Below are 16104 nucleotides of genomic sequence, written 5' to 3'. Positions count from 1 at the left end.
ACCTACCAATCGATAGGTTCTTGTCCGGTAGCTATCAGATAATCATTTGCTTTACTAAAATGTTTGTTTCCGAAAAATCCACGGAATGCGGAGAGTGGGGATGGATGTGCCGATTTAAGTATAAGATTACGTGAAGCGTCAATAAATGCTCCTTTACGTTGGGCGTATGATCCCCATAAAATATAGACAATATGATTTCGCTCGGTAGCCAGACTGTGAATAACTGCATCGGTAAAAGTTTCCCAGCCTTTGTTTTGGTGTGAACCTGCCTGGTGCGCACGTACTGTTAAGGTTGCGTTTAATAACAATACACCCTGGTCGGCCCAACGTAATAAATTTCCACTTGTTGGTATAGGCTTTCCTAAATCGTCATGTATTTCTTTGAATATATTGATGAGAGACGGAGGAAATGGTGTCCCGTCTTGTACGGAGAAACATAGACCATGAGCTTGTTTGGGTTCGTGATAAGGATCTTGTCCCAAAATAACAACTTTGACTTGATCAAAAGGGCAATGCTCAAAAGCGCTGAAGATGTGTGGCCCCGGAGGATAGACTGTGGATTGTTTGTATTCTGATTTTACGAAATCGGTTAGTTCTCTGAAATAGTTTTTTTCAAATTCCGGAGCTAAGCGTTCTTTCCAACTTTGTTCTATTTTTACATCCATAACTTTATTAATTGACAGTTTATAATTGGCAATTGACAGTTTAGTTGACAGCTAATGATTTGACTTCTTAGCAACAACTAAACTGTCAATTGTTCACTGTCTTTTATATAAGATGCATTCCTGCGGATTTTGCTTCTTTTCGCATCTCTTCAGGCCAAATGCTTGCTTGTATTTCTCCAATATGCGCTTTGCGAAGGTAGAACATACATAAACGACTCTGACCGATGCCTCCACCTATACTTTGCGGAAGTTCACCGTTTAATAGGCGTTTATGGAAATAGAGGCTTTTCCTTTCTTCTGCATTGCAGATTGCCAGCTGACGTAATAAAGCTTCTTTGTTTACACGTATTCCCATGGATGAAAGTTCCATGGAACGGTTAAGGACATCATCCCAAACCAAAAGATCTCCGTTTAGTCCAACTTGTCCGTTTTCTGCAATAGTAGACCAATCATCGTAATCCGGCGCACGTCCGTCGTGTTTCCTTCCATCACTTAAAGGACAGCCAATACCAATGATGAACACGGCCCCATATTCTTTCGCAATAGCATCTTCACGTTCTTTTGCTGTAAAGGTAGGATATTTTTGTAATAAATCCTCAGAATGTATGAAATGAATATGTTGGGGAAGTGTAGGCCTGATTTGTGGAAACATTTCATAGACCAGATATTCGGTTCTTACCATTGCTGCGTATATGCGTCGCACAATTTCTTTTAGAAAATCGAGATTCCGTTCATCTTCTTTCATTACACGTTCCCAATCCCATTGGTCTACATATAATGAATGAAGGTTTCCTAATTCCTCGTCGGAACGGATTGCATTCATATCTGTATATATTCCGTAGCTTTCTTCAATATGGTAATCTGCTAAAGTGAGTCTTTTCCATTTGGCAAGTGAATGTACGATTTCTGCTTTAGAATCGTCTAAATCCTTAATCGGAAATGTAACAGCCCTTTCTGTCCCGTTTAGATCATCGTTGATACCCATTCCTTTTAGTACGAATAAAGGGGCCGTTACGCGGCGTAGACGAAGCTCGGATGAAAGATTTTGTTGGAAAAAGTCTTTGATTTTTTTTATTCCCATCTCCGTTTGAGACAGATTGAGTAAGGCATTGTATCCTGTTGGTTTAATTAAATAGCTCATATCTTGTTGTATTTTGTTTCTAAGTTGTGAACGACAAAGATAATAATTAATGGCAAAATAACAAATTGGGCTTGTTTTTATTTGCAAAATGGAAGTATATTTGTTTCTAGTATGAGCAAAATATCAGAATTGAATATTGGGAGGCGTGAAAAGGATAAGATAAACTCTTTTGTTGGACGGCTTGCTTTAGTGAGAGATTATGTTTACTTTTGCACAGTGTTTGGCTTGGTAGCTTAGTTGAATAGAGCGTCAGATTCCGGTTCTGAAGGTCGTGGGTTTGAGTCCCACCCGAGTCACCAAAGAAAGTCCTTTAAATCATTGATTTATTGGACTTTTTTTTATGCTTTGTCAAACTTTTTATTTACCCTTCTTGTTATATAAATAAGTAAGTAATTATTATAAAATTAATATAGTATGTTGGCGATATATAGATTTTTATTTCCGTTGAAACCGGATGGTGCAGCGATTTCTTTGTTATTATTGGCATTGCGTATCCTTTTTGGTGGCTTGTTATTGACTCATGGTCTTCAGAAATTGACTAATTATGCAGAAATGTCTGCCGTTTTCCCTGACCCTCTGGGGGTAGGAAGTAATGTTTCATTAGGTCTTGCCATTTTTGGCGAATTAGTTTGTTCTATGGGATTTATATTAGGAGCTTTATATCGTTTGGCAATGATACCAATGTTATTTACCATGTGTATGGCATTTTTTGTTATTCATGGAAATGATGCGTTTGCTGTGAAAGAATTGGCTTTTATTTATTTAATGGTGTTTATCTTTATGTATATAACCGGGCCGGGTAAATTTTCTGTAGACAGGATAATCTCTGTGTCTATATCAAAGAAATAGAGAAGATAATATAGAAATAAAAAAGTCCGTTAATCTTTTGACTAACGGACTTCTATTTTTTTGTGGGCGTTGACGGATTCGAACCGCCGACCCTCTGCTTGTAAGGCAGATGCTCTGAACCAGCTGAGCTAAACGCCCAAATTTTGTTATGGAATTGTGAAAGAGTGGGCGTTGACGGATTCGAACCGCCGACCCTCTGCTTGTAAGGCAGATGCTCTGAACCAGCTGAGCTAAACGCCCTTTCACTGTACATTATTGTGCTATGTCCTATCTCTTTAAGACGGTGCAAAGATACAGGTTTTTTCATTCCCTCCAAACTTTTGATGGGAAAAATTAAAAAAACTTCCTAATCCTCCATTTTTACGTATAAATACATTACCTTTGCAGCTCTATATTAATAATGTATATGATACTTTCGACATTGACTGCGATTTCGCCTGTAGACGGGCGGTATAGAAATAAAGCTGAAAACCTTGCAGCTTACTTTTCAGAGTATGCACTCATCAAGTATAGAGTGCGGGTAGAGATAGAGTATTTTATTGCTTTGTCGGAGTTTCTTCCTCAATTAGGAGAACTGAATACTCCTGAAATTAAAGCTGAACTACGGAAGGTATATGTTGATTTCTCGGAAGAGGATGCGCTTCGAATAAAAGAAATTGAAAGCGTTACGAACCACGATGTAAAGGCTGTAGAATATTTCATTAAAGAAAAAACAGATAATTTTCTTGCAGAAAAATATCATGAGTTTATACATTTCGGACTGACTTCGCAAGATATAAATAATACATCCGTACCTCTTTCATTAAAGGAGGCAATGAATGATATTTATTATCCGGCAATCCAAGATATAATTGATACTTTAAAAAAGTATGCAAAGGAATGGATTAACATACCAATGTTGGCCAAAACGCATGGTCAGCCTGCTTCTCCTACACGCTTGGGTAAAGAGGTTATGGTTTTTGTTTACCGTCTGGAACAGCAATTAGCATTGCTGAAAGCGATTCCCGTTTCTGCGAAATTCGGAGGTGCAACAGGTAATTTTAATGCTCATCATGTTGCTTATCCGGAATATGACTGGAGAGCATTCGGAAATAGATTTGTAAATGATGTTTTAGGTTTACAGCGTGAACAATGGACGACTCAGATTTCAAATTATGATAATCTGGCTGCTATTTTTGATGGGATGAAGCGTATCAATACGGTTATGATTGATTTAAATCGTGACTTCTGGCAATATATTTCAATGGAATATTTCAAACAGAAGATTAAGGCCGGTGAGGTTGGATCGTCTGCTATGCCCCATAAGGTAAATCCGATTGATTTTGAAAATGCGGAGGGTAATTTAGGTATGGCGAATGCTATATTGGAACATTTGGCTACCAAACTACCTGTATCTCGTCTGCAACGTGATTTGACGGATTCTACAGTCCTTCGAAATGTGGGTGTGCCTATGGCGCATATAGAAATTGCATGTAAAAGCTTAACAAAAGGTTTAGGTAAATTGTTATTAAACGAAGATGCTCTGGCTAAAGATTTGGATAAATGTTGGGCTGTTGTTGCAGAAGGTATACAAACTATTCTGCGTCGTGAAGGATATCCGAAGCCCTATGAAGCCTTAAAGGCACTTACGCGTACAAACGAAGCTATTACAAAACAATCAATTTCCGAATTTATTGATACGTTGCAGGTTAATGATAAAATAAAGCAAGAATTAAAGGCGATAACGCCGCATAATTATACAGGTATTTAGTGAAAGTGTTATTGGTGGCCGTGAGGCTACCAATTAGTTAATTATTATTTAATTTACAACAATGAGTACAGAAGAAAGAGATGAATCTCAGCCACGTCCAAGAAAAGTGATACCAAGTATCAGACGGGAAAACACAAACCAGGAAGGTGAAAGAAGACCTTACAATCAGGGGTATAACAGACCTGATGGTAACTATGAAAGAAGATCGTATAATCGTCCTGTTAGGGATGACAGAGGTGGTTATAGTAGATCTTCTTACGGAGATAACCGCTCGTCGTATGGTGAGCGTCCAAGTCGTCCCCGTTCTTATGATAATCGTGAAGGGGGATATCGTGATGGAAATTATTCCCGTGAAGGAGGATATAATCGCCCTTCCTATGGGAACAATCGTTCATCTTATGGTAATGACCGTCCATCATATGGAAATGATCAACGGATGAGCCGTCCGTCTCGATCTGGTTATGATGAAGACAGACCGATGCGTGCATACTCTGCATCTCCTTCAGGTGAAGGTATGGGTGACGGAATGAAGAAAAGAAGACCACGCGTAGGAGATAGTCGTGTAAATTCATACGACAACTATGATAATCGTGGTGGCGGCAGACCTTCTTATGGAAGAGGATATAACAACAACAGACGTCCGAATAATAATTATCGTCGTCCTGGCGGTAATAATTATAATCCGAATGCTAAATATAGCTTCCAGAAACAATTAAAGTATAAGGAAGTATTGGCTGATCCGAATGAACCGATTCGTTTAAATAAATTCTTATCGAATGCTGGTGTTTGCTCACGCCGTGAAGCGGACGAATTTATTCAGGCAGGTGTAGTAAGAGTAAACGATGAAGTCGTAACGGAATTGGGAACAAAAATCACTCGTCAAGATAAAGTAATGTTCCATGATCGTCCTGTACAGATAGAAAGTAAGGTATATATCGTTTTGAATAAACCTAAAAACTGTGTTACTACTTCGGATGATCCTCAAGAACGCCTTACGGTTATGGACTTGGTAAAGAATGCTTGTCAAGAACGTATTTATCCGGTAGGTCGTTTAGATCGTAATACGACAGGAGTTTTGTTACTGACTAACGACGGTGATCTTGCTTCTAAATTGACACATCCGTCATTTAAAAAGAAAAAGATCTATCATGTATGGTTAGATAAAAACGTAACTATAGAAGATATGGAGAAGATTGCAAATGGATTGGAACTGGAAGATGGTGAAATTCATGCAGATGCAATCAGTTATGCCAGCGAGGACGATAAAAGTCAGGTTGGTATAGAAATTCATTCGGGCCGTAACCGTATTGTTCGCCGTATTTTTGAATCTCTTGGATATCACGTAACGAAACTTGACCGTGTTTATTTTGCCGGTCTGACGAAGAAAAATTTGAGTCGCGGCAAATGGCGTTATCTGAATGAAAGAGAAGTGAACGCTCTTCGAATGGGAGCTTTCGAATAAATAAATTCAGAATTAGCCGGTTTACAATGTGACCGGCTAACTTTTTATAAAAATATTCTTTTTAGAAAAAACGATACAGATGGAAACAATTAAAAGAACAAAAATTGTAGATGTACTGAAAAGTGATGCTTTTGGGACAACTGTGAACGTAAAAGGATGGGTGCGTACCCGCCGTGGTAGTAAACAGGTGAACTTTATTGCCTTGAATGACGGATCTACAATCAATAATGTTCAGATCGTTGTGGATGTAGATAAGTTGGGCGACGAGTTTCTGAAACCAATTACTACGGGAGCCAGTATCAATGTAAACGGTATTTTGACGCAATCTCAAGGAAAAGGACAGAGTGTAGAAATTCAGGCTACCGAGATTGAGATTTACGGAGCGGCTGATCCTGCTACATACCCATTGCAGAAAAAGGGGCATTCGATGGAATTCTTACGTGAGATTGCTCATTTGCGTCTGCGCACAAATACATTTGGTGCCGTATTCCGTATCCGCCACAATATGGCTTATGCTATCCATAAGTTCTTTCATGATAAAGGCTTTTTTTATTTCCATACTCCGGTTATTACAGCTTCCGATTGTGAAGGTGCCGGACAGATGTTTCAGGTTACGACAAAGAATTTGTATGACTTGAAAAAAGATGAAAACGGTTCTATCATTTATGATGACGATTTTTTTGGCAAGCAGGCAAGCCTGACTGTCTCCGGACAATTAGAGGGTGAATTGGCTGCTACAGCTTTGGGCCAGATTTATACGTTTGGTCCTACGTTCCGGGCAGAAAATTCGAATACCCCGCGCCATTTGGCTGAATTCTGGATGATTGAGCCGGAGGTTGCTTTTAATGATATTGCAGACAATATGGAATTAGCCGAAGAGTTCATTAAATATTGTGTACAATGGGCTTTGGATAATTGTATGGAAGATATCAAATTCTTAAACGATATGTTCGATAAGGAATTGATTTCCCGTCTGGAAGGTGTACTGAAAGACTCATTTGTCCGTTTGTCTTATACGGAAGGAATCAAGATACTTGAAGAAGCGGTAGCGAAAGGGCATAAGTTTGAGTTTCCTGTATATTGGGGTGTCGATCTGGCTTCTGAACACGAACGCTTCCTGGTTGAAGATCATTTCAAACGTCCGGTTATCCTTACTGACTATCCGAAGGAAATCAAAGCTTTTTACATGAAGCAAAATGAAGACGGAAAGACTGTACGGGCAATGGATGTGCTGTTCCCTAAAATTGGAGAGATTATTGGTGGTTCCGAACGTGAAGCGGATTATGAAAAGCTGATGGCTCGTATTGAGGAATTAGGCATTCCGATGAAAGACATGTGGTGGTATCTGGATACACGCCGTTTCGGTACAGTTCCCCACTCTGGTTTTGGATTGGGATTTGAACGCTTGTTGTTATTTGTTACAGGTATGGCTAATATACGTGACGTAATACCATTCCCTCGTACACCGAATAACGCTGAGTTTTAATAGATTAAAACCTGTCTGGTTAAATCCGGGCGCTTTAGGAAATCATATGCGGACGAAGACGTAAAAAAGAGCTATCTTTTGAACTTAAAAGTCCCGTCTTAACATTTCAAAGGTCTGCTCTTTTGAAGTGTTAAGACGGGACTTTTTGTTTCAAAAGTCAGCTCTTTTAAAAACGAATGAAGAAAGCCGTATCTCAAATTAACATATTTCCGATTTTTTAACCATTGTGCTTTAGTGCTAAACGGTTGATTATTATAGAATAATACGCTTAACGGTTTATGTGTAAATCTGTTAAAATCTGAAGGGCTGCTTATTTAAAACGAAACACCTTGTTCTTCCTCTTCTTCCAAATCAATTGGAATTTGCCTTTTGAAAGCTTCCTTGAAAGAAATCAATGATTCTGTACGGGCCAGACCCAATGGTTGTAATTTGTTGTGAATGATGCTTAGTAAATGCTGGTTGTTCTTGGCATATATTTTTATAAATAAGTCGTATTGCCCTGTTGTATAATGGCATTCTACGACTTCCGGAATGTTTTTCAATGCTTCTGTTACTGTAGGGAATTGACCGGGAGATTTCAGGAATAATCCCATGTACGCACATGTTTCGTATCCAACCTTTGTGTTATCCACAATAAATTCAGAGCCTTTTATAACTCCCAGGTTTGTTAATTTTTGAATCCGTTGATGAATTGCTGCTCCGGAGACATTGCATTCTCTGGCTACTTCGAGAAATGGCATGCGTGCATTTCCTATGATTAATTTAAGGATTTTTTCGTCTAATTCATCCAGTTGATGGTGTGCCATAAATTGATTATATTTGTATATAGAAATTGCTTTTTTCTTCAATTTGATACAAATATAGATATTATATGATAAATAGCCTATATTTATTCATTTAATATTTGATATTGAAAGTTGTCATTATCATTAATATGAATATATAATTTTATGAATGCAAATCAAATAATAGTCTGTAAGTCCGTTGGAGATTCTTCGGATTCCGTTTTGAATCAAGTGGAAAAAACGTATAACGATTCTTTCCCTGAAAGCGAAAGAAGGGCTTTTATATTAGTACGTGAATTGATTAAAAATAATCCGGCTTTTAAGGTTTATGCAGTGTTTAGAAATGATGTCTATGTCGGTTTTATTACAGCCTGGAGTTTTGCAGACTTTATGTATATTGAACACTTTGCAATAGATGAGAGTGCCCGGAATGGTGGAATAGGAGCAAAGGTTCTGAGCCAATTTCTTAATGGTTGTCAGTTACCGGTAGTGTTGGAAGTTGAATTGCCTGTTGAGGAAATGAGTAAACGGAGGATTGGCTTCTATGAACGTTTAGGGTTTACATTGGATAATCATGTTTATTTTCAGCCTCCTTATCGTTCAGGCGAGCCTTCAATTGAGATGCGTTTAATGAGCTACGGTAATATCAATCTTACTAATAGTTTTGAGGCAGTGAGAAACAATATTCACAAATATGTCTATGATAAATAAAAAAAAGCGTGGCTTTAAGACCACGCTTTTTTGTTTATTATAATTAGCGCTTATTCTACGCGTTGTGCGGCAGAATAGCTAATCTTCAATGCGTATGCTTCACGAAGGGCCTGTTTGATGTCAGTAATGATACCCATCTTAGTGCTTTTATCAGCTTTGATGGATACTGTCATATACGGCTGATCTTCTTCTTTCATACTTGACTTCTCCTGTGCAATGTAATCCTGAATCTCTGATGTTTCAGCAAATGCGTCATTTAACTGAATACGCGTTTCAGAACCCATCTTCGCTTTCAAGTCCGGAGTTGGCTGACCTACATAGATGAATGTCACCAACGATTTCTTTTCCAGTTTTTGAAGCTCAGTTGCTTGAGGAGCCTTAAATACTACTTTCAACGTTACTTCACGCATGGTTGTTACCATCATGATGAAGAACAAGAAAGCAAATACTAAGTCAGGTAATGATGATGTATTCAATTCAGGCATTTCACGACCGCCTGCTTTACTAAACTTTCCCATTACTTTTTATCTCCATAATTTTTAGGTTCTGCTTCAGATATCTTTTGCGGATAAATCATCTGCACTGCCTTTTGTTGATCATCATCCAAATCAGCGAAAGCTTTGCCGAATTTCTTTTGAGAAACATCATTTCTCAATTCGTTGTAAGCTTTTGCCAGTTCATTTTGAACGTCAATGTATGCTTGATATTCCGTACCACGGTCGTTCATCAACGAGATGATATGGTTTTTCGTTACCATTTGTTTTCCAAAAAATGGAACGTCAACTTCTATCTTTTCAGGTTTATGCTCGTCGTTGTATGGGTTGTCAATGAATTCTTTAACCCTATCTTTCAGTTGCTTGATATCAATGAACTGGTCACCGCAAAGAATCTGGTTGTTGCTATTAATTAAGATTGCAAGCAGATTCCTTTTTTTGATATCAACATCTTCACTTTTCTGATCTTTTGGAACAGGAGGTGGCAAACGTCTTGCTAAACCTTTATCTGTATCCATGGAAGTAGTAATAAGGAAGAAGATAAGCAACATGAAAGCAATATCGGCTGAAGAAGTCGCATTCATTGCAGGAACTTTTCTCTTTTTTCTTGCCATATAGCTTTTTTGTTTTTATCGATTCGTTATTACTTATTTGTTTAGAATTCTTTTAACAGATCCTGCTACAACTGAAAGGATGATTAAAACAACCAAAGTAATGGTTGAATAAATCCACATGTCAGTAACTTTCAGCCAAAAAGGAATGTTGTAATCTTGAGAATCCGCATTCAAACCTTTCAAAGGGGTAGGATCTCCTATTGAATAGGTAATGAAGAACAATGCAGCAAAAAATACAAGGACAATTAATGATGCGATTGCTGATTTAGGACTTGCTTTTAACAAAGAAATGAATTGCCACAGAGCAAAAATTACTGTGCTTATAGCAGTTATTATAAATATAACATAAATCCAGTCAATCAATAAGCCTGTATAAATAGGCTCTTTCATCTCTGCTGAAGGATCTACGATTCCTCCGGCATAAAACATACCCAAAATAACGATACTGATAAGAGTGCATATCAGTAAAGTCCAGCTGGATATTTTTCTTATTTTTGTAACAGCCATAAGTCTAAATTATTTTTTGAATTTAAGGTTGTATTTAATAACCATGTCAAGTAAAGTAATTGAAGCATCTTCCATTTGGTTTAGGATTGCTTCCAATTTGCTCAACAAATAGTTATAGAATACCTGAAGAATCAAAGCTACAACCAAACCACCTACAGTTGTGATCAAGGCAACTTTCATACCACCGGCAACAACCGTCGGGCTGATATCACCAACCTGTTCGATTTTATCGAATGCCATAACCATACCAACAACTGTTCCCAAGAATCCTAATGACGGAGCCATTGCGATAAACAATGTAATCCAAGACATGTTCTTTTCCAAAAGACCACCTTGAACACCTCCATAAGAAACGATTGATTTCTCAACAACGTCTATACCCTGATCTATTCTCATCAAACCTTGATATGCAATAGAAGCGATTGGGCCTCTTGTGTCACGTGCAATAGCTTTAGCAGCTTCAACGTCACCTTTATCCAAAGCATCTTCAATACCTTTCAATAATTTGCTAGAGTTTGTTTCAGCTAGATTAAGATAGATAATTCTTTCTAAGCAGAAAGCCAAACCAAAAATTAAAGCGATAGCTACCAAACTCATGAAGTCTGCACCACCTTCGATAAATTTTGTCTTCAATGCTTGATACATACCTCCTTCAATAGCAGGTTGAGCTGCATCTGCAGCTTCCTGCGCGAATGCTACGGTAGAAGTTCCGAGGGCACATAAACCCAAGAATGCTTTTGCAAATAACTTTTTCATTGTGTGTTTAATTTTTAAGATTAATAATTCTCTTATTTGTTTTTATTGTTTACTGTTAATAATCATGGTTTTTTATTGCGGAGAGAGCGGGATTCGAACCCGCGATACACTTTAGGCGTATACACGCTTTCCAGGCGTGCCTCTTCAACCACTCGAGCATCTCTCCAAAACAGAGCTTCTATCTCCTCTCAAAACGAGCGCAAAATACGAAAAAATTCCCATATGCAAACGTTTCAGTGCACAAATCTATAGTTTTTGCTTGACATTTACGCAATATCAAAGAAATAAATTTTGATTCTCTGTGAAAATATATAGCTATATTAACTTATTAACGCTTTTAAATATGTTTAAGGCGTTTTTCCGGGTTTCCAAAACGGTTTCTTCCAGCGTTAAACCGTATGTTTCCGATACCTTTTCGGCCGTTTTCCATATATAGGTAGGCTCATTCCTTTTACCTCTGTAAGGTACAGGGGCCAAATAGGGCGCGTCTGTCTCTAAAACGATATGATTAATAGTCGTTTTTTTTATTGTTTCTGCCAGTTTCGAATTTTTAAATGTAATAACGCCATTTATTCCAAGTTTAAAATCCGGTAATTTCTTTATTTCTTCCAATTCTTTCTCCGTTCCGGTAAAACTATGAAATACTCCTTTCAATTTGTCTGCTCCAATCTTATATATACATTCCAGAACTTCCGTATAAGCTTCACGTGTATGAATAGCCACGGGGAGATTTAAATCAATGCTCCATTGTAATTGTTCTTCCAGTACAATTTTCTGTTCTTTCAGATAGGTTTTATCCCAATATAAATCAATGCCAATTTCTCCGATGGCACAATAAGGACGTTTTCCCAAATGGGATTCTATCTTTTTTAAAGAATCGGTATAATTGTTGTCTACACTTGTAGGATGAAGGCCCATCATCGGAAAAGCAAAATCTGGATATTTATCGCATAATTCAAGCATTCGGTCTATGGTGGTTAAATCTACATTGGGGAGAAGCAATGTATCGATGCCTGAATTTTTAGCAGCTTGGATTAAAGAGTCTTGTTCCGGATCGAAGTCCTCTAAATATAAATGATTATGGGTATCTATTAATTTCATGTTATGATTGCCGATTCATTAAATGATCACATACATCTTTCAATACACATAATTTATCTGTTGAAATGCTCAATTGTTCAAGGCATTTCATTGCTTCATTATAATAGTACTGAACTTTTGCTTCTGTAAGAGCTTTTAAATTTAAGTCGTTATATATAGATGTAAAAGTTGCAATTTTTTCTTCCGGTTCGAATGTCGTTTTGGCGAACCAGTTTTTCATAGTCTCCTTTTGTTTTTCGGAGGCATTGTTTAGGGCATTAATAAGCAGAAATGTCTTTTTATTGCATAAAATATCTCCTCCGATATTTTTACCAAATGTAGCAGTGTCTCCATATACATCAAGTAAATCGTCTTGTAGTTGGAAAGCCAGACCGATGTGGATACCAAATTGATATAAAAGTTCAGCATCGTTTTCCGGGGCGCCTCCTGATATTGCTCCAGTCTTGAGGCAACATGCCAATAATACGGCCGTTTTCAACCGGATCATTTCAATATACTCGTTTTCTGTTACGTCCATACGAGATTCAAACTCCATATCATACTGTTGTCCTCCGCATATTTCAAGAGCCGTTACGGTAAATAGATCCAGTATTTCTTTTAAATGTGTTGATTCGGTTTCTCCTATTAACCGATAGGCTGCAATAAGCATGGCGTCGCCGGATAAAATAGCCGTGTTTGCATTCCATACTTTATGAACTGTCGGTTTGTTTCTTCTTTTGTCTGCCTCATCCATTAAGTCGTCGTGTAGCAGCGTGAAGTTGTGGAACACTTCCAGCCCCAATGCCGGTTTTATGGCATTTTCTATTGAGTTGTTATAGATATTACAAGCCATTAATGTCAATGCCGGGCGAATTCTTTTTCCTCCAAGTGATAAAATGTATTCAATCGGATCATAGAGACTTTTAGGGGGATAATTGAATTGTAACAGGGATATTTCCGTTTCTATTCTTTGTAGGATATTACTGAATGATAACATGGATCTATTATTAAAAGTGAATTGGCAATAAAAAAGGCTGCATATTAACAGCAGCCTTTTTTTATATTATTAAAAATGTATACTAATTCAATCTGAATGTGATAGGCACTGTATATTTAACACGTACAGGTTTACCTCTCTGTTTTCCAGGAGTCCATTTAGGCATGGTATTGATCACACGAAGTGCTTCTTTATCCAAAGATGGGTCTACACCACGAACAACTTCTGCATCAACGATAGATCCGTCACGGTTTACAACGAAAGAACAAATTACACGTCCTTGAATACCATTTTCTTGGGCAATAACCGGATATTTAAGCGATTTACCAATATATTTTAGTAATTCACTGTCGCCGCCCGGGAATTTAGGCATTTCTTCTACAACAGTAAAGATTTGTTGTGCGGATTCTTCTTCTTCTTCAACTACTGCTGGCGGAACATAAGTCTGCTGTTGCGCATCCATCTGGTTGTCTTCACTTGATAAAATATCTTGTTGTTCCAACTCAACATCGTCATCAACAACTTGCAGAACATCTGCTACTACCGGTGCTGGGGGTGGAGGAGGTGGAGGAGGCGTATTCTCCGGCCTCGTGATTTCAATTTCCTCTTCTGCGATGATGTCAGATACCTGATCACTCGCTTGAGCTACCTGGACGTCTCGGCTTCCCCATTCAAAGCCAACAAACAGAACAGCTAAACCAACAACGAATCCCATAAGGATATTCATTGATTTACCTTTTTCCAGGTCTGCTTTAGGTGATTTCTTAATTTCCATATGTTTATTTGTTATAAATATGTGTTTTCCAGTACTCGTGCAAAAATACGAATTATTTTATATGTTGTATACCTTTTTGAGATTTTTTCCGTTTCTGATAATATGAAATATATTCTCGTCTGGTATTTGGTATAATCCGGATTTGCGGACGTAAAGTAAAAACATTTTTCGGAATTAATGTATCTTTGAGCGATTTTTGTTGAAAAATTTATGAGAAATATACTGTTTGTACTGCTCATTTCTGTTTTATCCGGCTCAGCTGTGGCACAAGATGGAAGTGAAGTCTTTAATTTTCTTCGGATTCCGAACTCTGCCAGGGCAAATGCTTTAGGTGGAAATACGGTTTCTTTGGTAGAACGTGATCCTTCATTGATCTTTCATAATCCGGCATTGCTTGGTGCTGAAATGGATGGAATGATTAATCTTAATTATATGAATTATATATCTGATATAAATGTAGGAAGTGCTCTTTTTACAAAGGCTTTCAAAGAAAGAAGTGCTTGGGGAATAGGGGCTTCCTTCTTTAGCAACGGAAATATGAAAGAAACTACAGACCAAAATCAGATAATAGGTGATTTTTCCGCAAAAGATATTAGTGTAATGGGCTTTTTCTCTCACGATTTGAATGAAAGGTGGAGAGGCGGGCTTTCTCTTAAATTCTTATATTCTTCAATTGCGGATTATACTTCTATCGGATTGTGTGTAGATGCCGGTCTTAGCTACTATAATTCCGAGAAAGACTTTTCAGTCGGCATTACTTTAAAAAACATCGGTGCTCAGTTAAAGCCGTATGATAATAAACGTCAGAAGATGCCCTGGGATATTCAGGCCGGTATTAGTAAAAAGATGGCACATGCGCCGATACGTTTGTCTTTGACTGCAATGTATTTGAATCGTTGGAAGTTTGATTATATTGATGATTCGGATAGTGAGTATAAAGGTGATAATTTTTTTCAAGCTTTTGCTAAGCATTTGGTGATAGGGGTAGATTATATTCCTTCTGAGAACTTCTGGCTAGGAATTGGGTTTAATCCAAAAACTTGCATGGATATGAAATTACGGGATGGAGGGGGAGCCTTATCCGGCTTTTCTGCTGGTGCCGGAGTAAAGATCAAGATGTTTGACGTGGGTGTTTCTCTTGCCAAATATAACCCTTCTGCATTGTCATTAATGTTGAGCCTTTCTATGACTTTGGAGGACTTTAAGAACTAAAAACAAATTTACTACTCCGTTTTGTTCAAACTAAAATATAAAAGATAAGCCATTAGCCGGTTTATCTTTATCTGCCTGGAATTTTGTACATTTGTAATCTGATTAATAATAACCGAGTAATGAAAAAGATTGTTATAGCGATAGATGGTTTTTCTTCGTGTGGGAAAAGCACGATGGCGAAAGACTTGGCAAAAGAGATAGGATATACATATATAGATACCGGTGCTATGTATAGAGCAGTTACGTTATATAGTATTCAACAAGGATTTTTTTCGGATGATAAACTGGATGAAGAAAAGTTGGAATCTTCTATGAACGATATTCATATTTCTTTACGTTTTAATCCGGAAACTGGACGTCCTGATACATACCTGAACGGGGTGAATGTAGAAAAGGAAATACGTGATATGGAGGTGGCCGGGAAAGTGAGCCGAATTGCCGCTGTGCCTTTTGTTCGGCACGCGATGGTGCCGCTTCAACAGAAAATGGGTGAAGGGAAAGGCGTCGTGATGGATGGGCGTGATATCGGCACAGTTGTGTTTCCGGATGCTGAATTGAAAATATTTGTAACGGCATCGCCTGTGATACGAGCGCAACGACGTTTGGATGAATTGAAGGCGAAAGGTGATTTCAAATCGACTTTTGAAGACGTATTAGCGAATGTGAAGGAGCGTGATGAGATAGACTCAACTCGCGAAGAAGGCCCGCTTCGTCAGGCGGAGGATGCTTTGGTGCTGGATAATTCGTATATGACTATCCCGGAGCAGAAAGCATGGCTTTTGGAAAAATATCATAATATAGTTGGTTCTTAATCAATCAA

At 37.9% G+C, this 16104-nt stretch carries 17 protein-coding genes and 4 tRNA genes; 8 read left to right on the top strand and 13 right to left on the bottom strand.

The window, feature by feature from the left end; translation table 11 throughout:
- Positions 1 to 2: 2 nt before the first annotated feature.
- Together C1721_RS02640 and asnA are read right to left on the bottom strand one after the other, a co-directional pair.
- Entirely contained in the window at positions 3 to 665 is a 663-nt protein-coding gene (locus C1721_RS02640) for a uracil-DNA glycosylase (RefSeq protein WP_102406929.1), read from the bottom strand.
- Positions 666 to 768: 103 nt separating this feature from the next.
- The gene (gene asnA, locus C1721_RS02635; RefSeq protein ID WP_102406927.1) at positions 769 to 1806 is read right to left on the bottom strand and encodes an aspartate--ammonia ligase; all 1038 of its coding nucleotides are present in this window, start codon (positions 1804 to 1806) and stop codon (positions 769 to 771) included.
- A 222-nt stretch (positions 1807 to 2028) separates the two neighbouring features.
- On the opposite strand from asnA, the gene C1721_RS02630 reads away from it, so the two are divergent.
- Together C1721_RS02630 and C1721_RS02625 are read left to right on the top strand one after the other, a co-directional pair.
- Positions 2029 to 2105: transfer RNA gene (locus C1721_RS02630), tRNA-Arg, on the top strand.
- A 115-nt stretch (positions 2106 to 2220) separates the two neighbouring features.
- A complete protein-coding gene (locus C1721_RS02625) occupies positions 2221 to 2655 on the top strand; it encodes a DoxX family protein (RefSeq protein WP_102406925.1) in 435 nt (144 codons plus the stop codon).
- Between the two features lie 63 nt (positions 2656 to 2718).
- On the opposite strand, the gene C1721_RS02620 is transcribed toward C1721_RS02625, so the two are convergent.
- Together C1721_RS02620 and C1721_RS02615 are read right to left on the bottom strand one after the other, a co-directional pair.
- A tRNA-Val gene (locus tag C1721_RS02620) sits at positions 2719 to 2793 on the bottom strand.
- Between the two features lie 27 nt (positions 2794 to 2820).
- A tRNA-Val gene (locus tag C1721_RS02615) sits at positions 2821 to 2895 on the bottom strand.
- 166 nt (positions 2896 to 3061) lie between these two features.
- Between C1721_RS02615 and purB the strand changes: the two genes are divergently transcribed.
- From purB to asnS, 3 genes are all read left to right on the top strand, one after another.
- On the top strand, positions 3062 to 4405 hold the full coding sequence (gene purB, locus C1721_RS02610; protein ID WP_102409202.1) for an adenylosuccinate lyase: 1344 nt from the start codon (positions 3062 to 3064) through the stop codon (positions 4403 to 4405).
- 61 nt (positions 4406 to 4466) lie between these two features.
- Entirely contained in the window at positions 4467 to 5867 is a 1401-nt protein-coding gene (locus tag C1721_RS02605; RefSeq protein WP_102406923.1) for a pseudouridine synthase, read from the top strand.
- Positions 5868 to 5946: 79 nt separating this feature from the next.
- Complete coding sequence (gene asnS / locus C1721_RS02600) at positions 5947 to 7353, top strand: asparagine--tRNA ligase (RefSeq protein ID WP_102406921.1); 1407 nt, start codon at positions 5947 to 5949, stop codon at positions 7351 to 7353.
- 314 nt (positions 7354 to 7667) lie between these two features.
- Here asnS and C1721_RS02595 read toward each other — a convergent pair whose 3' ends face one another.
- On the bottom strand, positions 7668 to 8159 hold the full coding sequence (locus tag C1721_RS02595) for an Lrp/AsnC family transcriptional regulator (RefSeq protein WP_102409201.1): 492 nt from the start codon (positions 8157 to 8159) through the stop codon (positions 7668 to 7670).
- A 144-nt stretch (positions 8160 to 8303) separates the two neighbouring features.
- Here C1721_RS02595 and C1721_RS02590 point away from each other — a divergent pair, with 144 nt between their 5' ends.
- A complete protein-coding gene (locus C1721_RS02590) occupies positions 8304 to 8849 on the top strand; it encodes a GNAT family N-acetyltransferase (RefSeq protein ID WP_102406919.1) in 546 nt (181 codons plus the stop codon).
- A gap of 50 nt (positions 8850 to 8899) precedes the next feature.
- Here C1721_RS02590 and C1721_RS02585 read toward each other — a convergent pair whose 3' ends face one another.
- The 8 genes from C1721_RS02585 to C1721_RS02550 form a co-directional block, all read right to left on the bottom strand.
- The gene (locus tag C1721_RS02585) at positions 8900 to 9367 is read right to left on the bottom strand and encodes an ExbD/TolR family protein (protein ID WP_102406917.1); all 468 of its coding nucleotides are present in this window, start codon (positions 9365 to 9367) and stop codon (positions 8900 to 8902) included.
- Positions 9367 to 9957 (bottom strand): ExbD/TolR family protein, encoded by a 591-nt coding sequence (locus tag C1721_RS02580; RefSeq protein WP_102406915.1) that lies wholly within the window; start codon positions 9955 to 9957, stop codon positions 9367 to 9369. The genes C1721_RS02585 and C1721_RS02580 overlap by 1 nt, the downstream gene beginning before the upstream one ends.
- 33 nt (positions 9958 to 9990) lie before the next feature.
- Positions 9991 to 10464, bottom strand: coding sequence for a hypothetical protein (locus tag C1721_RS02575; RefSeq protein WP_102406913.1), 474 nt, complete (start codon positions 10462 to 10464; stop codon positions 9991 to 9993).
- Positions 10465 to 10473: 9 nt separating this feature from the next.
- Positions 10474 to 11220: a MotA/TolQ/ExbB proton channel family protein gene (locus C1721_RS02570; protein ID WP_102406911.1), complete on the bottom strand. Its 747-nt coding sequence runs from the start codon at positions 11218 to 11220 to the stop codon at positions 10474 to 10476.
- Positions 11221 to 11298: 78 nt separating this feature from the next.
- Positions 11299 to 11386: transfer RNA gene (locus C1721_RS02565), tRNA-Ser, on the bottom strand.
- A 149-nt stretch (positions 11387 to 11535) separates the two neighbouring features.
- Positions 11536 to 12321, bottom strand: coding sequence for a TatD family hydrolase (locus tag C1721_RS02560; RefSeq protein WP_102406909.1), 786 nt, complete (start codon positions 12319 to 12321; stop codon positions 11536 to 11538).
- Position 12322: 1 nt separating this feature from the next.
- The gene (locus C1721_RS02555) at positions 12323 to 13297 is read right to left on the bottom strand and encodes a polyprenyl synthetase family protein (RefSeq protein ID WP_102406907.1); all 975 of its coding nucleotides are present in this window, start codon (positions 13295 to 13297) and stop codon (positions 12323 to 12325) included.
- An 82-nt stretch (positions 13298 to 13379) separates the two neighbouring features.
- Entirely contained in the window at positions 13380 to 14072 is a 693-nt protein-coding gene (locus tag C1721_RS02550) for an energy transducer TonB (protein ID WP_102406905.1), read from the bottom strand.
- A 210-nt stretch (positions 14073 to 14282) separates the two neighbouring features.
- Between C1721_RS02550 and porQ the strand changes: the two genes are divergently transcribed.
- Both porQ and cmk read left to right on the top strand, forming a co-directional pair.
- On the top strand, positions 14283 to 15284 hold the full coding sequence (porQ, locus tag C1721_RS02545) for a type IX secretion system protein PorQ (protein WP_102406903.1): 1002 nt from the start codon (positions 14283 to 14285) through the stop codon (positions 15282 to 15284).
- A gap of 119 nt (positions 15285 to 15403) precedes the next feature.
- Positions 15404 to 16096, top strand: coding sequence for a (d)CMP kinase (gene cmk / locus C1721_RS02540; RefSeq protein ID WP_102406901.1), 693 nt, complete (start codon positions 15404 to 15406; stop codon positions 16094 to 16096).
- The last annotated feature ends 8 nt before the right edge of the window (positions 16097 to 16104 follow it).

Origin of the sequence: Parabacteroides bouchesdurhonensis, from assembly GCF_900186615.1 — a bacterium.
Lineage (GTDB): Bacteria > Bacteroidota > Bacteroidia > Bacteroidales > Tannerellaceae > Parabacteroides > Parabacteroides bouchesdurhonensis.
The sequence above is the reverse complement of the archived record's forward strand: the minus strand, read 5'-3'. Positions and strand labels throughout refer to the sequence as shown.